A 22,761-nucleotide genomic window follows, 5' to 3' on the forward strand; every position below is an offset into this window, starting at 1 on the left:
TCGTAACACGCTCTGCCGCGTTCAAATGTCAGCGGCAGAGATACCCCCTCACTTTCCAGCCGGACCGAAGACGCTTCAGTTCACCTGACGCTCAAGAACGGTGCTGTAGGCCGTTCCCCGACGCAGGCTACGGAAATCCGCGTAAATCTTGCCGTCCTTGTAATAGGCATCCACGATGGCGTTGACGCCCACATCCGGATCGGCCGAGCTTTCGACCAGCCCGATCTTGCCCGAGCCATCCAGACTGATGGTGCCGGTGGCATCAAAGACGCGCCAGTCGGCATCGGCATTCGGGCGCCACTTGCTGGGCCCCCAGAACAGGTTGTCCTGCTGCTGCTGGATGTCCAGCAGCCACTCACCCTGATGAAAGCGCGGCGCATCCCCGGTGGCGGTGCGCGAGGGCGAGACCTTGGTATAGGTCCCCGTCCATGCACCGCGCAGGTCCGGCGTGGTGTCGGCCATCGCGGCCGTGGCGAGGGTGAGGCTCGTGGCCAGAGCGGCTGCTCCGGCAGTCATGTATCTGGTCATGGTCTCTCCTCCTGAATGCGACCTTTTGGAGTTCAAATGCGAACATCCGTGTTGTGGGATACAGATTGGGAGGAGGTGCGGGGCTTACAAGTTTTCTAAAGGATTGTTCATGTGGGATTAATGTGGCCTCAGGCCCATGCCAGAGCGGTGCCGAGGATGACCAGACCGATGCCGATAGCCTCGCGATACGAGAAGTTCTCGCCGAACAGAAAGAACGAGGCGATGGCGATCAGAACAACCTCGGCCCCCAGAATGCCGGTATAGATGATGCCCAGCCGTTCCTCGCGCAGCGCGGCGAGTTCCAGTGTGGCCCCAGCCAGCAGGGTCGCGACGATCAGCAGGCCAAGACCCACACCGGGGAGTTTCCACCAGAACTTCATCGCGATCATGGCCACGGAATAGAGACCCGCCGACCCGAGGGCGATGATGGGGATCATGGATGCGGACATCTGCGCCTCCTGCTGAGGGTACCGTTGGGTGAATCTTAGCAGGTAGGTGAGCTTGAAGCTGTGAGATGGGTCACAGACCCGATCAGATCACAATCGCAATGAGCTCCACCAATGCAATAAGGCACAGCAGAACGTTCGATGTCATGATCAACCCCTTGAGATTGCGCGCCTTCAGCCCTCGGGCAAAACTGGTCTGCGCAAACTCCTCGGTCATGTCGCTACGCAGGTTTTCGACGTCTTCAAGGGCTGTCTTGCCCGCCAGAACGCCATAGGCCGTGACCACGAGCACCAGAACAATCAGCGGCAGGGCAACCCCTTCAGAGCCGAACCCAATGATCGCGGCGATGGCGACATAAGCAAGGATCGAGGTGCGCATGATGTCGTAATAATGGTCAAGACGGCGCATCGAAATCTCGGAACGCAATTGCGGGTCCATAACACTTCTCCCTTTGAAAAATCTGTTTGGAATGAGGCGAGTGTAGCACTTCTTGCGGGATTTCCGAAATTTGGACACTCCCGCCCCACGGCCGATCAAAAGAACTGAGGGCAGCGCCGACCCGAGGGGGTGAGCGGCGTCTCGGAATTCGTCCGGTGGACGAATTCAGCCGTGAACGGGCGGAGCCCTGGGGCGCAAACTTTTGCGACACCCTCACGGCATTTCTTAGATCTTTGTGGGCGCTCGAGAAAGAAACCGATAGAATTCAGAAAAGACATCGGCGGCTTCGGCCGCATCAAAAAAAATGTCGTTGTGAAAAGTCCCATACTTTGACGACAATCGATCTCTTAGTATCTCCAAATCGCTTTTCGACTGACCGCGCGATGTCACCAGAATCTTTTCCAATGACCTCAATTTCGTGGACGGTAATATGTCCATGTTGAGTGCGTGAAACCCGAAACCAAGAAACATCAAAACTTCACAGTCATCGAATGCGCTTTCAAGCTCATCAACAACCACATCACTATCGACGCCTTCCGTAAAAGTCCTGATGCAGCTCCTTCGATGTAATAATTGGTCTTGGTTCAGCTCCACACCGAAATCAGTATTCCTATTTAGTTGATAAAACTCTTCTCCAACTGCACCGTAAACATGGGTTACGTTTAAGTTTTTGAGGACTATTTCCGGGGCATCATTTCTGTCGAAAAAGTATTCCTTAGCCAAATATACAAAATACTGCTGGATGCACCTATCATAGTTGAATGTAACAAAATGAATCTTGGAAAGAGCATCGCAAAATTCTTCAAATGATCGTTCGGCGAGTAGAATTCTTGTGAAGGCGGCGAGCCAAGTACTCTGCAATCTGGAGAACTCGAGCGTGTTATAGATATTACTCTGATCTACATATAGTTTTGAACGGCGCTCCGCGTCGGAGATCGCGTACACTATAGCCATCTTTCCGACTGCGATTACTTCCGGTTTATCTTTATGAGTATCCAAGTAGTTATCTATCGAAGGGGCTGACGCCATTCCTTTAGAAATTGCGCTACACGCCTGGAAAAGACTTCCAAATGAGTATTTTCCCGGCTCCCGCGCAGCCAAATTTCTGACCGCGTTTTCTATGGTCTTGTTTCGTACCCTTCCGTCGCGCCCATCGTATATGTCGGTCGCACAAATCTTGGAGATATTTTCCTTTAGTTGTGAGCCGACTGGTAGGCCGAAGTCCGTGCTTGCACCCGCACCTACTACTACTACAAACCTGCGGTCCAGTTCACTCATTGTTCCTCGGTAAATCTAGATGACAACTAAAAATGTCATCAAGTTTCGTAACCACTTACTAAAAGAAGGCCAACCATTAGCTATCCATCTTAAGTGCTGAAATAAACGCCTCCTGCGGGATATCGACCTTCCCGAACTGGCGCATCTTCTTCTTACCCGCCTTCTGCTTGTCCAGCAGTTTGCGTTTCCGCGTGGCGTCGCCTCCGTAGCACTTCGCGGTCACGTCCTTGCGCAGCGCCGAGAGGGTTTCGCGGGCGATGACCTTGCCTCCGATGGCAGCCTGGATCGGGATTTTGAACATATGGCGCGGGATCAGGTCCTTGAGCTTTTCGCACATCGCCCGGCCCCGCATCTCGGCCCGGTCGCGGTGAACCATGGTTGACAAGGCGTCAACCGGTTCGTCATTCACCAGCACCGACATCTTGACCAGATTGTCCTCGGTGTACCCGGTCATCTGGTAGTCAAAGCTGGCGTAACCTTTTGTTACCGATTTCAGGCGATCATAGAAATCGAACACCACTTCGTTGAGGGGGAGGTCGTACACAACCATCGCCCGCGACCCGGCATAGGTCAGGTCAAGCTGGATGCCGCGGCGGTCCTGACACAGTTTCAGCACGTCACCGAGGTATTCATCCGGAACAAGAATGGTCGCCTTGATGCGCGGTTCCTCGATATGATCGACCTTGGACGGGTCGGGCATGTCGGCGGGGTTGTGCAGCTCGATCATCTCCCCCTCTGAACCTTCTTTGGCTTTCATGTAGACGTGATAGATCACCGACGGCGCGGTGGTGATGAGCTCGATATCATATTCGCGTTCGATGCGGTCGCGGATGACCTCAAGGTGCAGCAACCCAAGGAAACCGCAGCGGAAACCAAAGCCCAGCGCGGCCGAGGTTTCCATTTCGAACGAGAATGAGGCGTCGTTCAGCGCCAGTTTGTCGATCGCATCGCGCAGGTCTTCGAATTCGGAACTGTCGACGGGGAAGAGGCCGCAGAACACCACCGGCTGCGCAGGTTTGAAGCCCGTCAGCGCCTCTTCGGTGCCGTTGCGGTCATTGGTGATGGTGTCACCGACGCGGGTGTCGCGGACCTGCTTGATGGATGCGGTCAGAAAGCCGATCTCACCGGGGCCAAGCGAGTCCACCATCTCCATCTCGGGGCGGAAAACACCGACGCGGTCCACATGGTGCAGGGTGTTGTTCGACATGAACTTGACCCGCATCCCCTTTTTCAGCGTGCCGTCCATGATCCGGACCAGAACGATCACGCCCAGATAGGCGTCGTACCACGAATCCACCAGCATCGCCTTGAGCGGCGCGTCGAGATTGCCCTGCGGTGCGGGCAGTTGATGTACGATGGCTTCCAGAGTTTCGTGGATGCCCTGCCCCGTCTTGGCGCTGACCTGAATGGCTTCGGTCGCGTCGATGCCGATCACATCCTCGATCTGCTCGGCCACGCGGTCACAATCGGACGCGGGCAGGTCGATCTTGTTCAGCACCGGCACGATCTCATGATCGGCGTCGATGGCCTGATAGACGTTGGCCAGCGTCTGCGCCTCGACCCCTTGGGTCGAGTCCACGACCAGCAGAGAGCCCTCGACCGCGCGCATGGACCGGCTGACCTCATAGGCAAAGTCCACGTGGCCGGGCGTGTCGATCAGGTTCAGCACATACGCCTCGCCATTGTCGGCGGTATAGTCGATGCGAACCGTGTTGGCCTTGATGGTAATGCCACGCTCGCGCTCGATATCCATGCTGTCGAGCAGCTGTTCCTTCATGTCGCGATCCTTGACGGTCCCGGTCTCTTGGATGAGCCGGTCAGCAAGGGTGGATTTGCCATGGTCGATATGCGCGACGATGGAGAAATTGCGGATATGAGCGAGGTCAGTCATGGGTTGGGGATATGCGTCGGAAATGGGCTGTGGTCAAGGTGGGACGACGCGCGAAGAAACCCATTGTTTATGAGGTCTCCGGACAGTCAGACCAACCCGTTCTTCACCAGTTCTGCGTTCATCCAATGCGTCTCGCTTTGAACATGGCCTTCGCGCACGTATTTTGCCAGATGTGTGGGCATCTCCTCTTCTTTGAAGGCCGCTGTTGTGCGCACGACAAATCCTTCTTGGAGGTCAAGGTTCAGCCCAGAAATTACGTCGTCCGCAACCTGAGCGGAGAACCGCCCGCGATAGAGTTCGGGAACCGAAGTGATCCCAAGCTCAGCAAAGCGCGCGAGTGTGGTGTCCCAGGACTGAACCACCTCGGCTTTGATCCATGCAAAACCCAGAAAATAGGTAGGCAATTCTGAATAGGCGATGGAGTGGCGGGCGAAGAGGTACTCTCCAACAATGCGCTCATCTTCGGCCAACTGAGGCGCGACACTGGCGGCGAATGCCTTCATCCAATCGCGCGAAGGGTGGTATCTTGCGTCGATGCTGCGAGGGTGACAGCCTTGGCTGTGAATGGTCGTATTCTCGCCGTCCATCTTTTCGGTAAAGACCACCTCATCAGCCGACGCCAGCGCGTCAACGCTGGACATAATCTTGTCATCGCTGGTCGCGCCCGGAGACTGCGGCAGGTGAAATGTACGTCCGTATTTCTTAAGCATCTTGGTGCATCTGTAGTTTCCAAAGAAAAGTCCGACCAGAAAACGCGGCATGTCAGCCGCTTGCAATCACTTTTTCGCACTACATGATTGATCCGTTAACCACTTTGATTCATACTCCCGCGCAGACTGAGAGGGGCAGAAGACCCGTCCGGGCAGGCAAAAACGAGGCTCGAGTATGAAACAGTTCCTCCTAATCGCATGTTGTGCGGCGTCGCTGACGGCGGTGGCTCCAGTTGCAGAAGCGGCAAAGATCAAGCAGGCGTGTCTGGCATCAGATCGTGAGGCGGCGACGCGGGCGCGGTGTTCCTGCATTCAGCGCGTGGCGGATCAGGCGTTGACGCGCAGTGATCAGAAGACCGTGTCGAGGTGGTTCGAAGACCCCCATCAGGCGCAGCAGTTGAAGATGTCGCAGACCGCGCGCGATGATGCGCTCTGGGATCGGTATCAGAACTTTGGCCAGATGGCGCAGGCGATCTGCAGCTAAGCCGGACGCAATCCTTGACCTGATGCCCGCTGCGCCTCAGAAATGGCGCAGCGAAAGGTGTATCTGATGGTGATGAAAGGGCTGACCCTGCGGGGCCTTGAGGTGTTCGAGGCACTGGCGCGCACCGGATCGGTGGCGCAGGCGGCCGAGATCACGGGGCTCAGCCAGCCCTCGGTGTCGCAGCAGTTGCGCAATCTGGAAAAGGCGTTGGGCACCGATCTGGTGGATCACGGGCGGCGGCCGATGCGCCTGACGCAGGCCGGGCGCAGCTTTCTGGCGCGTACGCAGGCGGTTTTGGGTGAGTTGCAGGTGGCCCAGAGCGAGCTTGCGGTGATGGATCTGGGGCATCTGACCACGCTGTCCATCGGGTTGATCGACGATTTCGACAATGACCTGACGCCGCGCTTAGCGACCTTGCTGGCCGACAGCCTGACCCGGTCGAAATTCAAGCTGATCACGCTGCCCAGCCTCGAGATATTCGAGGCGCTGGTGGAACAGCGCCTGCATCTGGCGGTCTCGGCCCATTCGGGTGAGGTGCTGGAGGGGGTGGTCGAATACCCTCTGGTGCAGGATCCGTTCATTCTGGTCGCGCCCAAGGGGGCCGAGCGGCCGACGCAGCACCTGCCCTTTCTGCGCTACGCCCGCGAGCAGTTGATCAGCCGCCAGATCGAAGGCCATCTGGCCCGTCAGCAGATGGAGTTCGAGGAACGGTTCGAGATCGGCTCGCACCTCGCGCTGATGGCGATGGTCGCGCGCGGGCTGGGCTGGGCGATCACAACGCCGCTGGGCTATATGCGCGCGGCACGGTTCCATGACGGGATGGAGGCGCACCCTGCCCCGTTCGGCGCGTTCGCTCGCACGATTTCCCTGTTCACCCGCACCGACTGGTCCGATCAGGTCCCGCAGGAGGTCGCGGGAATGATTCGACGGCTGATGCAGAGCCAGATCGTTGATCCGGCGGTGGCGCAGTTGCCATGGCTGGGCGGGCAACTGAAGATTATGGGCTAAACCAGGCTTGAACCCGTGTCGGACCGTTGAGATTTCCGGACTTTTCGAGCCCGGCTTGCAGATTGAGTGTGGCCTAAATGCGCGTTGCAGGACGAACCGGGTTTTCGCCGCTCCCGTACAAGCGACCGCCCGCACGCAGTATAGGCCTCGGTTCAGCGAGGTCTTGTGCACGTTGTCTGCAAAGCCGAAGGTGCGATCATGACAACGGAACTAGAATTCTCCTTCGCTGCGCTGACCAGTCCGGCGAGGCGGCACATCCGGGTGTTTCAGGTTCACCAGTTTCTCGATCGTTTCGCGATGGGTTTGACGGTTGCCGTTGTAGCCTTGGCGCTGACCGATCGGGGCATGGACCTGTTCCAGATATCGCTGCTTTTCGGAGTCTATTCCCTTACAACCATGGCGATGGAGCTCCCCTTTGGTGGGTTGGCCGACACCATTGGGCGCAAGCCGGTCTTTCTGGCGGCGGTCGTCGCCAGCATGGTCTCACTGGTACTTTTCCTCTCCACACGCGATTTCTATGTTCTCGCACTCTCATTTGCCTTTATCGGTTTAGGACGTGCATTACGGTCGGGCACGCTCGACGCCTGGTTCGTTGAAACCTTCAAAACCGCAGCACCAAATGTGGATGTTCAACCCGCACTTGCCAAAGCACAATGGGCCAATGCCATGGGCTTGGCCACGGGGGCTGTTCTGGGAGGCCTTTTGCCCGATCTCTTCAGCACGGCGGCAGAGGGGCTGGGCGTCAGTGTCTACGATGTGTCCTATGTGGCGAGCTTGGCAGTGATGCTTGGGGTTCTCGTTTATACCCTGCGTTTCATCGTGGAAAAACCGCGCCCGCTGGACCCTCAAGCTCTGAAACAGGGGTTCGCGACCGTACCAATGGTGATCAAAGATGCAGGTTTGCTTGCCCTGAAACATCCGGCGTTATCGGTGCTTTTGGCTGCTTTGGCATTTTTCCTGATGGCGACAAATCCGGTCGAAGTGATCTGGCCGACCCATGCAAAACCTATGCTCGAAGCAGAGTATGCGACCACCATCATCGGTGTCTTGACTGCAACCTATTTCTTCTCAATCGCATTTGGCGCGTGGCTGTCACCTCGCATCAGTCGCATTTTCAAGAGAAGGCACGCGATGACACTCACGGCGGCATTCGCGTGCACGGCGGTCGTTCAGGTCGCGTTGGCTTTGCAGAGCAGCATCGCCGGATTTGCGTTGGTATTCATCGTATTTTCTGTTGTCCTTGGCATTTCAGAGACGCCAGCCAGCAGTGTTCTGCATAGATGCGTAGAAGACCGCCAGCGATCCACGATGCTGTCTTTGAGATCGCTGATACAGCAACTCGGGGCTGCATTGGGCCTGATTTTGGCAGGGGCCATTGCCGATATTTACTCAACACCCACGGCATGGCTTGTCGGCGCAGCGTTTCTTGTCATTGCCGCGTTCCTGACCGGAGTTTTGGCAAGACGGCTTGGTGCGGAGACCGATGGCTGACATTGATGCACGGCGCAGCTTTGATTGTAGAGGGCACCCGGAAGCCGCCGGACAACATCCAATCTGACCCTCTGCGCCTATACATTTGTCCGCAAATGCGTCTCCAATCCCGCAACTGCCTCTTCGATCAAATCCAGCGCGCCGTCGAAATCGCGGGTGTAATACGGGTCGGGCACGTGATCCGCGCCGGTATGGGGTGCGAAATCGGTCAGCAGGTGGACGGGGGTGTCGTTGCCTTCTGGGCGCAGGGCCTCAATTGCGGCGATGTTGTCGGAATCCATACCGATGATCAGGTCGAAGCGGTTGAAATCCCGTGCCACGAATTGACGCGCACGCAGGTCGCCAAGGTCGATGTCGCGGGCGCGGGCAGCCTTTTGCATGGGGCCGTAGGGCGGGTCTCCGATATGCCAGCCCGAGGTTCCGGCGCTGTCGGTCTTGAACTCCGGGGCACGGGCGCGGAAGGCACCTTCAGCTGCGGGTGAGCGGCAGATATTGCCGAGGCAGACGAATAGGATACGGTGTGTCATGGCAAAGGGTGTAGCGCGTGAGGCGGGTATGGGAAAGATCGTCATTCTGACCGGGGCCGGAATTTCCGCCGAAAGCGGGCTGGGCACGTTCCGCGACGAAGGCGGCCTGTGGGCACAGCACCGGATCGAGGATGTGGCGACGCCTGAAGGGTTCGTCCGCAACCCGGCGCTGGTGCATGGGTTTTACAATGCCCGCCGGGTGCAGGCGGCCAAGGCGCAGCCCAACGCGGCGCATCGGGCATTGGCGCGCTTGCAAAGGGACTGGGTGGGAGAGGTGATCATCGTCACCCAGAATGTCGACAGCCTGCACGAGGCCGGAGGGGCCGCGCGCGTGATCCATATGCACGGCACGCTGGCCGGGGCTTTGTGTGCGGCTTGCGGGCATCGTTGGACCTCACCGCCCGAGATGGAGGTGGGCGAGCCCTGCCCGGCCTGTCAGCAGCCCTCGGCCCGGCCCGATGTGGTGTGGTTTGGCGAGATGCCCTATTTCATGGAAGAAATATACGGGCATCTGGCCGAGACGACGATTTTTGCATCCATCGGGACCTCTGGGCAGGTCTATCCTGCAGCGGCCTTTGTGCACGAGGCCGCGCTATCCGGTGCCCGAACGGTTGAGTTGAACCTGGAACCGTCATCCGGCGCGGCGCGCTTTGATCGGGTCATTCTTGGCCCAGCTTCGGAAACCGTTCCGCGTTGGGTCGATCTGCTTCTCGATCAACAATAATGCGCAGGCGCGCATCTGGGGAATCGTGTAATCTTAAACCTCAACCGAACCGGAGACCAAAATGACAGATCCTGAGCCCCAACGCGGAGAAATTCTTGGCGATCACAGCATGGATGGACGCGATGCCTTGGGCGATCAGTTGGCGAACCTGTGGTGGACCTTTCTGCTGCGAGGGATTTTTGCGGGTCTCTTGGGCGTCGCGGCACTGTTCTGGCCGACCGGCAGCATCTCATTGCTGCTGCGACTTGTCGGCGTGATGCTCTTACTGGACGGCGGGTTGACCTTGTTAGGTTTTGGTCGGCGCGGGCTGATCGGCGGTGTGGGGATCGGTGCCCTTGTCATCGGGGTGGTCCTGCTGGTCTGGCCAGAAGGGGTTGCGCGGCTGACGTTCTTCCTGCTGGGTGCATGGGCGCTTATTGTCGGCATTGGCGCTTTAATGTCGTGGAAACAAATGTCCGCCCACCACCCCGACGCCACAACAATGCGCAACTCGGGCTTTTTAGCATTGGTCATTGGTTTGATATTGCTGTTCTGGCCCGGCAGCGGGATGGTTGCACTGGGTTGGGCCATTGCCTTCTCGGCCCTCGCCTTTGCTGCCGTGATGTTTTTGCTGGCTGCGCGTTTCAAACAAGCCCGGGATCGTGTGGCGATTCGAGTCGTCAACCGCTAGAGTGCAACGGAAACAGGCCGGGTATGACCCGGCCTGACGCATGGATGACGGCCGCAACGCGGCCTGAAGACGGGCGTTTTCAGTTCGAATGCCCGCCGTGTCCGCCGGCATCCTGACGCTCCAGATCAACCGGAACGTCGATCACGACTTCACCGGCCTTCTCGAAGATCAGGGTCACAGGCACGGTTGCGCCCTGTTCAAAGGGCGCTTTCAGGCCCATGAACATGACATGGTCGCCTCCGCGTTTCAGCATGTGAACCGTACCCGCCGGGATCTCCATCCCGTCTTCGACATGAACCATCCGGGCAACGCCGTTGCTGTCTATTTCGTGCGTGTGCAACTCGACCCGGGCGGCCGCATCTGATGTGGCCCCGATCAACCGATCTGCCGTGTCGCCCTGATTTTCGATCATCATGAATGCCGCCCCGGCCTTGGCCGCTTTTCCGGCCGAGCGGGCATAGGCGTCTTCGACGACGATAGTGCCTCCGGCAAAGGCCGCCGGGGCCAGAAGGCAGGTTAACAGAGATGCCAGTAGAGTGGATTTGAGTGGCATATCGCCTCTCCTTTAGAACTGTTTGATTTTCAAAGTGAGTTAATGGGCATCAAACAGGAGGAGGCGACCGGGCTGGCGCATTCGGGACAGCTGCGGCAATCAGGTGCAGCGCAAGCTCGCACGGCGCGATGCGGATTGGCGCAGGTGCCGCCGGCAAGTGCTGCGCAGGTTCGTGAACGGCCCCCAACAATGACAGGGCGTAATCGGGGCAGTAATGCGGTGCCTTGGTGGGCTGGCCATCCTTGTCCATGTAGACAACCACCGGACCCGTGCCGGTGCACAGAACCATCTGACCCACCGCGCGATCCAACCCGCGGGACATGGCAAGGCCCTGTCCGGTCAGAACAACCAGCAGGGACATTGCGATCATAAGGGGTGTTCGAACAGAGACCGACATCCTGCCCTGGATATACGCCTAGCGGAAAGCCCGCTTCAAGCGCCAAGGCAGGACTGGGACAAATCGCCCTTTTCAGGACTCGGTGTTTTTCACTGCCTCGGAGTTCAATCCGGTATGCAGCCGATTGACCCGACGCTGCATGCGCGTACACCGCGCGACAGCCGCTGCAATCGAAGTGGGAATAAACATAATGTAATCAGTAACTTTGAAAGGCATGGGGAACCCTCCACAATGAGAATAAGTATAAACATATTCAATATTCAGCGAATCGTATGTGAACAAGATCACGAAAGAGGCTGAATTGTTGCGGTTACCTCAACAAAGCACTGAACGCTCACAAGCGTTCGGCAAAGAAAAAGCCCCGCACCCGAAGGTGCGAGGCTGAATTTCGGTCGCGAAGTGGTGTTACGCCGCAGCTTGCGCCTTGGCGATTTCTTTCTTCACTTTCAGCGCGTTATCGGACAGGTCCTCGTCCTTGGCCTTGGCCAGGAACGCGTCCAGGCCCCCACGGTGGTCTACCGAACGCAGCGCAGCCGCCGAGATGCGCAGCTTGACGCCACGGCCCAGGGTTTCCGACTGCAGGGTGACGTCATTCAGGTTGGGCAGAAAACGGCGACGAGTTCTGTTTTTGGCGTGGCTGACATTGTTGCCAGTCATCGGGCCTTTTCCGGTCAGTTCGCAACGGCGCGACATGGTTTCTTCCTTTGTTTCTGGAGGCCGGGCGTATGCCCGCGGCCAAATCACAAGAGGCGCAACCCGAAGTCGCGCCCGAAAACTGGTTGGATGCGTGTAGTGGGAATCGCAGGAAGGGTCAAGACGCAACACAGGAAATCTTTGAGACATGCGAGGGGTGCACAAATGGCCCTGACGGGCCATGCCTCCGGCGGGAGTATTTTGGAAAAGATGAAGCGGCGGGCGCGCTGTTTTCAAGTCAGTTTTGACAGGAATTGTTCGGAGGCGGCCGTCGGGCTGAGGAGGCCTTGTGCCACTTTCTGGTTGAGTGCGGCGATCTCCGCCTTTGCCTGGGGTGTTTCCAGCTTTGCCAGAAGTGCATGGCGGAGTTCCTGGTCAAACCAATAGCGGGCCTGAGCGGCGCGATTGACCTGCCACTGCCCGGATTCGCGACGCCATTGAGTCAGCGCCTGCATTTCGCCCCATGCGTCACTCAGCCCATGTTCCGCAACAGCCGATACGGTCATGGCTTTGGGAAACCCTTCGGGGTCCTGCGGTCGCTTGCGCAACAAGCGCAGAGCGCCTGCGTAATCGGCACAGGTGCGGGTCGCGGCGGCCTTGAGGTCTCCGTCGGCCTTGTTGATCAGGATCATGTCGGCCATCTCCATGATGCCGCGTTTCACACCTTGCAGTTCGTCACCGCCTGCGGGGGCCAGAAGCAGAAGGAACAGGTCCGACATTTCGGAGACTACGGTTTCCGATTGTCCGACGCCCACGGTTTCGATCAGAACAATGTCAAACCCCGCCGCCTCGCACAGGGCAATCGCTTCGCGGGTTCGGCGGGCGACGCCACCAAGGTGCGATTGACTGGGGGACGGACGGATGAAGGCGCCTTTCTCGCGGCTCAGACGTTCCATACGGGTTTTGTCGCCCAGGATTGATCCGCCTGAACGGGCCGAACTTGGATCGACCGCCAGGACGGCCACACGCAGTCCCTGCCCGATCAGCATCATGCCGAAGCTTTCGATAAAGGTGGATTTGCCGACCCCCGGCGTGCCCGAAAGACCGATCCGCAGGGCCTGACGCCCGGCCCCGGCAAGACGCGTCAGTAGCTCGGTGGCCTGTGCACGATGATCGGCGCGACCACTTTCGACCAGGGTGATCGCCCGGGCCAGAGCCCGCCGATCTGCGTTCAAAATCCTGTCAGCCAGGCTGTCTTTTTCCATTATTACCCCGATCTTTTGCGGCAAGACTACTTGCCGCCCCAAAGGGGGATTTGTCCAGACCGGACTGTTTGGGAAATCGATCACATGCCATCTGTTCGCACCTTTCTGTTGCTTTGGGTCTTTTGCTTCCTGCCCGAAATGGGGATCGCCGATCAAAGCCGGTATGCGCTTCGCGCTCTGGGGGTCAAAATGGGTGAGATGGTGCTGGATGCCCGGCTAAGCGAGGGTCGCTATGCGGTCTCAAGCCAATTGTGGACAACAGGTCTGGCTGGCGCGATCAAACGGGTGCGGTTTGTGATCGAGGCGGAGGGACATCAGGATGGCACACGCTTTGTCCCATCGCTTTATGTCGAGGATCTGGACACCGGGCAGCGGGAATCGCGTGTGCGGCTTGAGTATCAGAATGGTCTCGCCCAGGCGAGTGGCCCCAAGATCAGGAAGCGCAAGCGATATGCCGTGACGGATGCGCAACAGCGCGGTGCCGTGGACCCTCTGACTGCGATTTACATGGTTCTGCGCGATCAGGATCCAAGGACGATGTGCAGCTTGCGTCAGAAGATATTTGACGGCGAGCGCCTGACCGAAATTGCCCTGACCCGTCGCGAGGACAAGCGTGATGAAGTGCGGTGCAGTGGGACGTTCACACGGTTGGCCGGATACCGTCCCGATGACTTGCGAACAGGCAGCCAGTTCGCTGTCACGGTGACTTATGTGCCCGATGGAAAGGTCATGCGGACCAAGCGGGTTGAGGCTCAGACGATCTATGGCGCGGCGGTCGTCGTGCGCAAATAGCGGAACTGGACGTCGCGCGGTCATTGACGGATAAAGCCCGCATGACTCGCCTGCCTATCGATGATGCCATTCCCGACCTGCTTGCGGCTTTGAAGGCCTCAGGGAGGGCGGTGTTACAAGCGCCACCGGGTGCGGGCAAGACAACAAGAGTGCCCCTGGCCATGCTGGAGGCCAGCCTGTGCGCCGGTCGGATCGTGATGCTGGAACCGCGCCGTCTGGCTGCGCGCGCCGCCGCCGAGCGGATGGCGGAAACGCTGGGTCAGCCTGTGGGCCAGACGGTGGGTTACCGGGTCCGCGGCGCGGCAAAGGTTTCGAATTCAACGCGGATCGAGGTTGTCACCGAAGGTATCCTGACCCGGATGTTGCAATCCGACCCGGATTTGCCGGGTATCGGGGCAGTGATATTTGACGAGTTTCACGAACGCTCTTTGAACGCCGATCTGGGGCTGGCTTTTTGTCTTGAGGTCGCCGGTGCACTGCGTGAAGATTTGATCTTGCTGACCATGTCAGCCACGCTGGATGCAGAGCCTCTGGGTCGATTGATGAATGCGCCGCTGGTGACCTCCGAGGGGCGCAGCTTTCCCGTTGATATCCGCTGGCTGGACCAACCTTTGGGCCTCCAAAAGCGGCGGTTGGACGCCTTGATCGATCTGGTTGTTCAGGCCGAGCGCGAAACCTCGGGTGGCATGCTGGTGTTCTTGCCCGGTGAAGGCGAGATCCGCCGGGTCGAAACCGCGCTGGCAGGGCGCGTGCGCGATGGGTGTCAGGTGCGCCCTTTGTTTGGCGCGATGCCTTTTGCGGCGCAGCAACAGGCGATTGCGCCCGGTCAGGAAGACCGCAAGATCGTTCTGGCGACATCGATTGCCGAAACATCCCTGACTATCCCCGATATTCGCGTGGTTGTCGATATCGGGCAAGCGCGACGGGCGCGGTTCGATCCGGGCTCGGGCATGTCGCGGTTGGTGACCGAACGGGTGACACGCGCCGAGGCGACGCAACGGGCCGGGCGTGCAGGTCGCGTGGCCGAGGGGGTTTGCTATCGCCTGTGGTCCAAGGGCGAAGAAGGGGCACTGGCCGCTTACCCGCCTGCCGAGATCGAAGCTGCCGATCTGACCGATCTGGCGCTGGAACTCGCTGTGTGGGGAGCCGCCCCGGATGATTTGGATTTCCTGACAACGCCACCCGAGGGCGCGATGTCCGAGGCGCGGGCGCTGCTGCGCATGCTGGGCGCGTTGGGGCCAGAGGATCGGATCACCGGGCATGGCCGCGCTTTGGCTGCTTTGCCCTTGCATCCGCGATTGGGCCATATGGTACAGCTTGCAGGCCCAGATGCGGCCCCGTTGGCAGCCCTGATGGCCGAGCGCGATCCCCTGCGCGGTGCCCCGGCTGACCTTCTGTTGCGGCTCGAGGCCCTGCGCGATCTCCGTGCGTTTCAGCGCAACCGTGTTTGGCAGGTCAACGCGGGCGCACTTGATCGCGTCAGGGCCGAAGCCAAGCGACTGCGCCGCAACGGTGCGTCTTCGGACCTGAGCCCAGCTGCGATGGCGGCGCTGGCTTATCCCGATCGCATCGGTCAGCGTCGCAAGGGGGACACTCCGCGTTATGTTCTGTCGGGCGGCAAAGGTGTTGTGCTGGACAGCGACGACACGCTGGCAGCAGCCCCTTTTCTTGTGGTCTTGGATACTGATGGAAATCCTCGGGAAGCGCGGGTCCGGATGGCTGCACAAATCACCGAGCGCGAAATCCGCGACCTGTTTTCCGATCGGATTAACTGGGTCGAGGTCTGCGAATGGTCCCGACGCGATCGCCGCGTTTTGGCCCGCAAGCAAGAGCGGCTTGGCGCGATCACGCTGGACGATCGCATCTGGAAGGACGCCCCGGATGACGTCATTGCCCGGGCTATGCTGGACGGCGTGCGCGATCTTGGCATTCGGCTGGACGGGGCCGCCGCGCGTCTGGCTGCACGTGTCGAGCTGGTTCGGGCAGAGGGGCTGGACTTGCCGGATTTCTCTGCTGAAGGGTTGATGGAAGCCGTTGAGGACTGGTTGTTGCCTATGTTGTCCGGCGTACGCAGCGCCGAGGACTGGAAGCGTTTCGACATTCTGCCTGCTCTGCGCGCGAGGTTGGAGTGGTCGCAGATACAGGAACTGGACCGCCGCGCGCCGGGGTCATTCGAAACGCCTTTGGGGCGCAAGGTGCCGATTGATTATGGGGGGGCCGTGCCTGAAATCTCGGTTCGATTGCAGGAACTGTTCGGCGTCACCCATCACCCGGTCGTTGGCGGCACACCGTTGAAGATCACCCTGTTGTCACCGGCACAACGTCCGATCCAGATCACCCGCGACCTGCCGGGGTTTTGGGCGGGCTCTTACGCCGACGTACGCAAGGATATGCGCGCGCAGTATCCGAAACACCCCTGGCCCGAAGACCCAACGCAAGCCGATCCCACGCTGCGGGCCAAACGGCGCAGCTGAGACCGGCCTTGACCGTTTGTTTAGAATTTTCGACGAAAATTCTCGCGCGGCGGCAATGGAAGATGCCGCAACAGGGGTTTCATTGAAGAAAAGACCGTTCGTTGATATGTCTTTAGATGTTGAAATGCGCGCCTCAATAGTCTGGTAAGAATGTCCAAATGGCTGAAAAACATGTGGGAAGAGGCTGTCCGCCCCCTGTTTCTGCGCCCCCGCCGGGTGCAGTTTGCAGCCCTGTGCACACGCGACACAGACAATGGGCCCGAGGTTTTGCTGATCACCAGCCGAGACACCGGACGCTGGATCATCCCCAAGGGTTGGCCGATGGATGGCAAGGACGGCGCCGAAACTGCCCTTCAGGAAGCCTGGGAAGAAGCAGGCGTGCGCGCCAGGCACCTGAACCACAAGGCTGTGGGCACATACACTTATGACAAGCGGTTGGATGACGGCTCATCCCTGCCAGTGTTGACCAGCGTGTATCGGATCGAGGTTGATGAACTGGTTGACCAATTTCCGGAAGCAGGACAGCGCACACGATGCTGGGTGACCCCGACCGAAGCCGCAGCACGTGTCGACGAACCGGAACTGAGCGCGCTGTTCCGTCGTTTGTAATCCAGTTGCAACATATGTCGGGCAATACACTTGAACAGTCCGCCGCAACCCGATATCCGCGTATGTCATCCCAAGTGACCCTGAAACCCATGTCTGAAACACGAACCAATAGCCGATGGAAAGCGCTGGACAGCGACCTGCACCGCATTTCGCGCGTCGAACACGCGAATGCGTTTGTTGCGCGCCCATTGCTTGCACCTGGTATCGCACTGGCGTTTCTGGTGCTGGCGGGGCTTATGGCTGCTGTTTTGTTTGGTCAGGCCGATGGACGTCTGGTGGTCGTCGCGGCGGCCGTTTTCGGCGCTTATATGGCGATCAACGTCGGTGCCAATGATGTGGCCAACAACATGGGCCCCGCAGTCGGGGCGAAGGCTCTGCCCATGGGCGTGGCCATCGCCATAGCAGCGGTGGCCGAAGCGGCGGGTGCCTTGCTGGCGGGCGGGGATGTGGTGTCAACCATTTCGACTGAGATCATCCGTCCGGCCTCGGTCACCACCGAGGCACAATATGTCTGGGCCATGCTTGCGGCGCTGATGTCTGCCGCGCTGTGGGTCAATCTGTCGACTTGGATCCGGGCACCCGTCTCGACGACCCACTCGATCGTCGGAGGGGTTGTTGGCGCAGGGCTTGCCGCCGCCGGGTTCAGCGCGGTGAACTGGGATACGGTTGGCACAATCGCGCTCAGCTGGATGGTATCGCCGGTGGTCGGTGGCGTCATCGCCGCCGGGATTCTGGCGCTGGTCAGATCCAAGATTCAGGACCAGGATGATCGCCTTGAAGCCGCGCGGCGGTGGGTCCCAATCCTTGTTGGCGTGATGGCAGGTGCCTTTGCCGCATATATGGCCGTCAAAGGCCTCGCCCGTGTGGCACATATCGCGCCACCGACGTCGTTTATGATCGGTGCGGTCTGTGGCCTTGCCATCTGGCGGGTCACAATCCCATGGGTCCATCGCCGCACGCGCGACATGAACAACAGTCGGAAAGCGACGAAACCGCTCTTTCGGTTGCCGTTGATCGTCGCCGCAGTGTTTCTGAGTTTTGCGCATGGCGCAAATGATGTGGCGAACGCAATCGGACCATTGGCAGGGATCGTGTACGCGACCGAGTTCCACGATGTCACCGACCTGGTTGCGGTGCCGCAATGGGTGATGCTGATCGGCGCGTTCGGTATCTCTTTCGGGTTGTGCCTGTTCGGGCCGCGACTGATCCGCATGGTCGGCACGCAGATCACCAAGCTGAACCCGGTACGGGCCTATTGTGTCGCGCTTTCCACCGCAATCACCGTCATTCTGGCCAGTTGGTTCGGCCTGCCCGTCAGCACAACTCATATCGCTGTTGGAGCCGTCTTCGGGGTCGGCTTCTTTCGCGAATGGGAAACCAACCGACGCTGGAAACACCCAATCCGCCCGCGCCCGCCTGAGCGACGTTTAGCTCAGGAGGAACGCCAGCGCCGCAAACTTGTCCGGCGGTCGCATTTCATGACAGTCGTTGGCGCTTGGATCGTCACGGTCCCGGCGGCGGCGGCGATGTCAGCACTGATTTTCACACTTCTGACCGCATTTCACTAAAGGATCAGCCAGCGATCTGGTCTACCGCCACCGGCCCTGTCGGTCCCTTCAAGATCAAATCACGGACGCGCGCGCATAGGGGCGTCGGGACACCGTTCTGCGCCCCCAGACGGATAATCTCACCTTGCAGGCTGTCAATCTCGGTCGCGCGGCCCGCCATCAGGTCATAAGCCATCGAAGTCCGCGCCTTGGGATCGATCGTCAACATTTGAGCCGCAATTGCGGAAAACAGTACCGTCGGCATTCGCAGAATATGCGGAGTCATCCATGTGGGCAGCGGCGTGGTCGAGGCCACAGGGATCTCGGCCGCCCTCAGGACCGACAACGCCTCAGCCATCTGATCGGCCATCAGGCATCGCCAGGCCCGATCCATGAGTTGTTGCTTTAGTGTCAGCCCCGACAGAGCGTTCAGCGCATTGTTGAGATTGATCACCAGCTTGCCCCATTGCACCGCCTCGATCTGCTCGCTTTCGATCACGGGCAGCTCGGGCGTGCTGAGCATCCGACCCAACTCACCAGCGCCGGATTGCATCACAATTTCGCCGGACGTGGCCCGGTGGAAACTACCAGGTTCAGTGGGCACCACGTTGAACGGGATCATACCGGCACGAACGTCGTGCTCGGGCAAAGCGGCGCGCAGAATCCGGGCGTTATCCATTCCGTTTTGCCAGGACAGGATCGGGGCCGGTTGAACGTGATCTGCAATCAGTGCGCCCATTTCCGCGGTGGCGCCAGACTTGACCGTTACAATCACCATCTCGGCTCCGGCCAGACGGTCCGGGCTTTCGGCCAGAGTCAGGCCTTTGATGTGATGGCGCAGACCCGCGAAATCGGTGACCGTCAGACCCTTGGCCCGGATAGGCTCCAGCACGCGGGCGCGTCCCAGCAAGGTCACGTCATGCCCACCGCGTGCCAGCAACCCACCGCAATAGCAACCGATGCTTCCCGCGCCTGCAATGACGATCTTCATGACGACCCTCCGCTTTGGCGCGCAGGATCGCCGGGATGCGTGCCCGAGGCCAGCGTAACGTCAGGTCAGACACGCGCTAGCCTTGGGCGGGTGCGCTCCAGCTCTTCCGAGATCGGGATAAACTCCTGATCGTCGCCGGGCGGCAGATGAAAGGCGCCGTTCGCCCAGTCTGCGGTTTTCCATTCGCGGGTGGCAGTTTCGATCTTCTCCTTCGAAGAGGAGACAAAGTTCCACCAGATATAGCGATCCTCGCTCAACGTTGCGCCGCCCAGCAGCATCAGACGCGCGCCTTTTGGCCCAGCCTTGACCGAGAGACGATCGCCCGGCCGGAATACCATCATGCGGCCTGCCTCAAAACTGTCGCCTGCGATCTCGACCGAGCCCTGAGTGACATAGACGCCGCGGTCCTCATGATCGTCCGGCAGCGGGAACGCGGCACCGGGGTCAAGCTGGACGTCGAGATAGAAGGTCTCGGACAGCATCGTGACGGGGCTGGTCTCGCCATAAGCCGAACCGAGGATCAGCCGGGCGCTGACGCCTTGATCGGCGATATGCGGCAGCGCGGCCTGTTTGTGGTGTTCAAAATCGGGGGCCATGTCTTCGTGCGCTTCTGGCAGGGCAATCCAGGTCTGGATGCCGAAAAGGCTGTGTTTTTGGCTGCGGGTTGCGTCACTGGTTCGTTCGGAATGGGTGACACCGCGCCCGGCGACCATCCAGTTCACCTCGCCCGGATAGATCATCTGATGGGTGCCAAGGCTGTCGCGATGCTCGAATTCGCCCTGATACAGGTAGGTCACGGTGCCCAGCCCGATATGGGGGTGCGGACGCACGTCAATGCCGCCCTGCGTGATGAACTCGGCGGGCCCCATCTGATCAAAGAAAATAAACGGGCCGACAAGCTGACGTTTGACCGACGGCAGGGCGCGGCGCACCTCGAACCCACCCAGATCGCGGGCGCGCGGAATGATCAGCGCATCAAGGGCGGGGTTTTCAGATGGGCAATCGGGGCTATGGGTGGGGTTCCAACTCATTACTGCGCTCCCTTTGTAAATGGTTTTATGTTCACAAATAGAGGTATAGGTCAGACTTCACGAAATCTATTCGCACAATCGCACATAAGCCGTGCGGCGTGAGTGCCGAGACCCACTAACACTGCGCGCCAAATGCGCTGGAGGTTCGGTTCACAATTGATCTGCCGGTCTCGGAATGACAGCCAATCGTGCTATCTTTGTCGGACAGGCGTCCCGGATTGGGATATCATTTCGGCAAAGAGGTTGGCATGACACGTAATTCATACTCTCGTCGCACTTTGATGGCCGCCGGAGGCGCATTGCTGGCCACCGGCACATCCGGTCTTTTGATCCCCGCGCGGGCCAAAAGCGTGGCTCCGACACCTTCAATGCGTGGCGGGTCGAACAATTACCGGCCCGGTGCGCCGATTGTCGAACGGATCGGTGGTGGCGGTTTCTGGATGACCGGCACCGTGCGGCGCGCGGGCGACGGAGCCCCCCTGCCCGGTCAGCGCATTCAGATCTGGGCGCATACGACTGAAGGGCACGAACGCGATCAGCGCAGCCACGGGGCGACACTGACCGATGCCAATGGGGAATTCAGGCTTGAGATGCCGCAGATCGTACCCGCCTTTGGGCAGGCACATGGGCATCTGGCCTATGACAGCGGAGCATTCGAAACAGTGTTCCTGCGCCCCGTCATGGCGAGTTCAAAAGACAAGACCCTGGCCGCCCATTTCGTGCTGCAGCCTGCCTGATATTCCGTGCTACGATCCGTGACCCCATGGACGGCGCTGGCCGTTGCAATCGTCGTGCCGCTTATCGCGGCGGCGTTCAGCCCCCTGTTGGCGTGGCGGCAGCCGGTTTACATCTTTGCGGGTTTCTCGGGGATCATAGCCATGTGTCTGTTGTTGATGCAGCCGTTGCTGGCCGGTCGGTGGTTGCCCGGCCTGACGCCCGTGGCCAGTCGCCTATGGCACCGGTGGTGCGGGATCGCGCTGGCGGTGGCCATCGTGGTACATGTGGCGGGACTGTGGGTCACCAGCCCGCCGGATGTAGTGGACGCCTTGCTGTTCGTCTCGGCCACCCCGTTTTCTGTTTGGGGCGTGACGGCCATGTGGGCAGCGTTTGCGGCGGTCTTACTGGGGCTATACCGGCAGAGGCTGAGGGTGCGGTTCCGGGTGTGGCGACTGGGTCATACAGCGCTGGCGGTCGTGACGATCACAGGCAGCGTCGTGCACGCATTGCTAATAGAGGGCACGATGGAGATCATGTCCAAGATTGCCCTTTGCGCGCTGGTTATGTTGGCGAGCGCCGCGACGCTCGCCAGACTGCGGGTTTGGCAAATCAGGCGTTAAACGCCCAGACACCAACGCATTACCGCCTTTTGCGCGTGCAGACGATTTTCCGCTTCATCGAAGATGACCGAGTTCGGTCCATCCATGACCTCGGACGTGGCCTCTTCTTCACGATGTGCGGGCAGGCAATGCATAAACAGCGCGTCCGGCTTGGCATGGGACATGAGTTCGGCGTTGACTTGGTAGGGACGCAGCATGTTGTGACGGCGTTCCTTGGCGGACTGGCTGTCATGCATTGAAACCCATGTATCCGCGACGACCAGATCGGCCCCTTCGACAGCTTTGAACGGGTCGCGCTCGACGGTGATGGTCGCGCCTTTTTGGCGGGCGAAGCCCATGAATTCTTCCTCGGGGTCCAGTTGGGCCGGGCCGGTGAAGGTCAGGTCGAACCCGAACTGGCCTGCGGCGTGCAGGAACGAGGCGCAGACGTTGTTGCCGTCACCGGTCCAGACCACTTTTTTACCCGCAATCGGGCCGCGATGTTCTTCAAAGGTTTGGACGTCGGCCATGATTTGGCAGGGATGGGTGCGGTCGGTCAGGCCGTTGATAACAGGCACGTCCGAGTATTCGGCCATCTCGGTCAGGATCGTTTCGTCGAAGGTGCGGATCATGATCATGTCGACATAGCGCGATAGGACGCGAGCGGTGTCCGCAATCGTCTCGCCGTGGCCCAGTTGCATGTCCTTGCCCGACAGAACCATGGTTTCGCCTCCCATCTGGCGCACGCCGACGTCGAAGGAAACGCGGGTCCGGGTCGAGGGTTTTTCGAAGATCAGCGCCACCATACGGCCTGCCAGTGGCTGCTCGTCGTCCGGGGCAGCTTTGGGACGGCCAAGGCGCGCCAGTTTCATGGCGCTGGCCTGGTCGATCATGGCCCTCAGAGCGGTGGCGTCGGTTTTGTGGATATCAAGGAAATGGTTCATATCGTGTCGCTTT

General features: G+C 59.5%; 25 protein-coding genes. 11 read left to right on the forward strand and 14 right to left on the reverse strand.

Annotation, left to right across the window (positions count from 1 at the left end):
- Positions 1 to 75: 75 nt before the first annotated feature.
- From ACR0K4_RS07450 to ACR0K4_RS07475, 6 genes are all read right to left on the reverse strand, one after another.
- On the reverse strand, positions 76 to 528 hold the full coding sequence (locus tag ACR0K4_RS07450) for a hypothetical protein (protein WP_480517861.1): 453 nt from the start codon (positions 526 to 528) through the stop codon (positions 76 to 78).
- 128 nt (positions 529 to 656) lie between these two features.
- Positions 657 to 977, reverse strand: coding sequence for a hypothetical protein (locus tag ACR0K4_RS07455; protein ID WP_480517859.1), 321 nt, complete (start codon positions 975 to 977; stop codon positions 657 to 659).
- 82 nt (positions 978 to 1,059) lie between these two features.
- Positions 1,060 to 1,413, reverse strand: a complete 354-nt coding sequence (locus ACR0K4_RS07460; protein WP_480853453.1) for a hypothetical protein — start codon at positions 1,411 to 1,413, stop codon at positions 1,060 to 1,062.
- Positions 1,414 to 1,638: 225 nt separating this feature from the next.
- Entirely contained in the window at positions 1,639 to 2,691 is a 1,053-nt protein-coding gene (locus tag ACR0K4_RS07465) for a hypothetical protein (RefSeq protein WP_480853454.1), read from the reverse strand.
- 76 nt (positions 2,692 to 2,767) lie between these two features.
- Positions 2,768 to 4,582 carry a translation elongation factor 4 gene (gene lepA, locus ACR0K4_RS07470; protein ID WP_480853455.1) on the reverse strand — a complete coding sequence of 605 codons (1,815 nt, stop codon included), beginning with the start codon at positions 4,580 to 4,582 and terminating at the stop codon, positions 2,768 to 2,770.
- 86 nt (positions 4,583 to 4,668) lie between these two features.
- A complete protein-coding gene (locus tag ACR0K4_RS07475) occupies positions 4,669 to 5,343 on the reverse strand; it encodes an RNA ligase family protein (RefSeq protein ID WP_480853456.1) in 675 nt (224 codons plus the stop codon).
- A gap of 124 nt (positions 5,344 to 5,467) precedes the next feature.
- On the opposite strand from ACR0K4_RS07475, the gene ACR0K4_RS07480 reads away from it, so the two are divergent.
- From ACR0K4_RS07480 to ACR0K4_RS07490, 3 genes are all read left to right on the forward strand, one after another.
- A complete protein-coding gene (locus tag ACR0K4_RS07480) occupies positions 5,468 to 5,776 on the forward strand; it encodes a hypothetical protein (protein ID WP_480853457.1) in 309 nt (102 codons plus the stop codon).
- Positions 5,777 to 5,842: 66 nt separating this feature from the next.
- Entirely contained in the window at positions 5,843 to 6,784 is a 942-nt protein-coding gene (locus ACR0K4_RS07485; RefSeq protein ID WP_480853676.1) for a LysR family transcriptional regulator, read from the forward strand.
- Positions 6,785 to 6,982: 198 nt separating this feature from the next.
- Positions 6,983 to 8,275 (forward strand): MFS transporter, encoded by a 1,293-nt coding sequence (locus ACR0K4_RS07490; protein WP_480853458.1) that lies wholly within the window; start codon positions 6,983 to 6,985, stop codon positions 8,273 to 8,275.
- A 77-nt stretch (positions 8,276 to 8,352) separates the two neighbouring features.
- On the opposite strand, the gene ACR0K4_RS07495 is transcribed toward ACR0K4_RS07490, so the two are convergent.
- Positions 8,353 to 8,802, reverse strand: coding sequence for a low molecular weight protein-tyrosine-phosphatase (locus tag ACR0K4_RS07495; RefSeq protein ID WP_480853459.1), 450 nt, complete (start codon positions 8,800 to 8,802; stop codon positions 8,353 to 8,355).
- A gap of 28 nt (positions 8,803 to 8,830) precedes the next feature.
- Here ACR0K4_RS07495 and ACR0K4_RS07500 point away from each other — a divergent pair, with 28 nt between their 5' ends.
- Complete coding sequence (locus ACR0K4_RS07500) at positions 8,831 to 9,526, forward strand: NAD-dependent deacylase (RefSeq protein ID WP_480853678.1); 696 nt, start codon at positions 8,831 to 8,833, stop codon at positions 9,524 to 9,526.
- A 61-nt stretch (positions 9,527 to 9,587) separates the two neighbouring features.
- Positions 9,588 to 10,196 (forward strand): HdeD family acid-resistance protein, encoded by a 609-nt coding sequence (locus tag ACR0K4_RS07505; protein ID WP_480517843.1) that lies wholly within the window; start codon positions 9,588 to 9,590, stop codon positions 10,194 to 10,196.
- A gap of 79 nt (positions 10,197 to 10,275) precedes the next feature.
- Here ACR0K4_RS07505 and ACR0K4_RS07510 read toward each other — a convergent pair whose 3' ends face one another.
- The 4 genes from ACR0K4_RS07510 to meaB form a co-directional block, all read right to left on the reverse strand.
- Entirely contained in the window at positions 10,276 to 10,749 is a 474-nt protein-coding gene (locus ACR0K4_RS07510) for a copper chaperone PCu(A)C (RefSeq protein WP_480517841.1), read from the reverse strand.
- Between the two features lie 49 nt (positions 10,750 to 10,798).
- Entirely contained in the window at positions 10,799 to 11,119 is a 321-nt protein-coding gene (locus tag ACR0K4_RS07515; protein ID WP_480517839.1) for a hypothetical protein, read from the reverse strand.
- 432 nt (positions 11,120 to 11,551) lie between these two features.
- Complete coding sequence (gene rpmB, locus ACR0K4_RS07520; protein WP_480517837.1) at positions 11,552 to 11,839, reverse strand: 50S ribosomal protein L28; 288 nt, start codon at positions 11,837 to 11,839, stop codon at positions 11,552 to 11,554.
- Positions 11,840 to 12,072: 233 nt separating this feature from the next.
- On the reverse strand, positions 12,073 to 13,044 hold the full coding sequence (gene meaB / locus ACR0K4_RS07525; RefSeq protein ID WP_480517835.1) for a methylmalonyl Co-A mutase-associated GTPase MeaB: 972 nt from the start codon (positions 13,042 to 13,044) through the stop codon (positions 12,073 to 12,075).
- Positions 13,045 to 13,128: 84 nt separating this feature from the next.
- On the opposite strand from meaB, the gene ACR0K4_RS07530 reads away from it, so the two are divergent.
- The 4 genes from ACR0K4_RS07530 to ACR0K4_RS07545 all read left to right on the forward strand — a co-directional run bounded on the left by ACR0K4_RS07530 (position 13,129) and on the right by ACR0K4_RS07545 (position 18,487).
- The gene (locus ACR0K4_RS07530) at positions 13,129 to 13,836 is read left to right on the forward strand and encodes a DUF3108 domain-containing protein (RefSeq protein WP_480853460.1); all 708 of its coding nucleotides are present in this window, start codon (positions 13,129 to 13,131) and stop codon (positions 13,834 to 13,836) included.
- Positions 13,837 to 13,877: 41 nt separating this feature from the next.
- Positions 13,878 to 16,310: an ATP-dependent helicase HrpB gene (gene hrpB, locus ACR0K4_RS07535; RefSeq protein ID WP_480853461.1), complete on the forward strand. Its 2,433-nt coding sequence runs from the start codon at positions 13,878 to 13,880 to the stop codon at positions 16,308 to 16,310.
- A 150-nt stretch (positions 16,311 to 16,460) separates the two neighbouring features.
- Positions 16,461 to 16,919 (forward strand): NUDIX hydrolase, encoded by a 459-nt coding sequence (locus ACR0K4_RS07540; protein WP_480853462.1) that lies wholly within the window; start codon positions 16,461 to 16,463, stop codon positions 16,917 to 16,919.
- A gap of 89 nt (positions 16,920 to 17,008) precedes the next feature.
- The gene (locus ACR0K4_RS07545) at positions 17,009 to 18,487 is read left to right on the forward strand and encodes an inorganic phosphate transporter (RefSeq protein WP_480517827.1); all 1,479 of its coding nucleotides are present in this window, start codon (positions 17,009 to 17,011) and stop codon (positions 18,485 to 18,487) included.
- A 4-nt stretch (positions 18,488 to 18,491) separates the two neighbouring features.
- Here the strand turns inward: ACR0K4_RS07545 and ACR0K4_RS07550 are convergent, their stop codons facing one another.
- Positions 18,492 to 19,457: a 2-dehydropantoate 2-reductase gene (locus ACR0K4_RS07550; RefSeq protein ID WP_480853463.1), complete on the reverse strand. Its 966-nt coding sequence runs from the start codon at positions 19,455 to 19,457 to the stop codon at positions 18,492 to 18,494.
- 65 nt (positions 19,458 to 19,522) lie between these two features.
- Positions 19,523 to 20,488, reverse strand: a complete 966-nt coding sequence (locus ACR0K4_RS07555; protein ID WP_480853464.1) for a pirin family protein — start codon at positions 20,486 to 20,488, stop codon at positions 19,523 to 19,525.
- Between the two features lie 248 nt (positions 20,489 to 20,736).
- On the opposite strand from ACR0K4_RS07555, the gene ACR0K4_RS07560 reads away from it, so the two are divergent.
- Together ACR0K4_RS07560 and ACR0K4_RS07565 are read left to right on the forward strand one after the other, a co-directional pair.
- Positions 20,737 to 21,225, forward strand: coding sequence for a twin-arginine translocation pathway signal (locus ACR0K4_RS07560; RefSeq protein WP_480517821.1), 489 nt, complete (start codon positions 20,737 to 20,739; stop codon positions 21,223 to 21,225).
- 18 nt (positions 21,226 to 21,243) lie between these two features.
- A complete protein-coding gene (locus tag ACR0K4_RS07565) occupies positions 21,244 to 21,825 on the forward strand; it encodes a ferric reductase-like transmembrane domain-containing protein (protein ID WP_480853465.1) in 582 nt (193 codons plus the stop codon).
- Here the strand turns inward: ACR0K4_RS07565 and argF are convergent.
- Complete coding sequence (gene argF / locus ACR0K4_RS07570) at positions 21,822 to 22,748, reverse strand: ornithine carbamoyltransferase (RefSeq protein WP_480853466.1); 927 nt, start codon at positions 22,746 to 22,748, stop codon at positions 21,822 to 21,824. The two genes, ACR0K4_RS07565 and argF, sit on opposite strands and share 4 nt — an antisense overlap.
- Positions 22,749 to 22,761 lie beyond the last annotated feature (13 nt).

The sequence above is a fragment of the Ruegeria sp. K11 genome, from assembly GCF_056531905.1.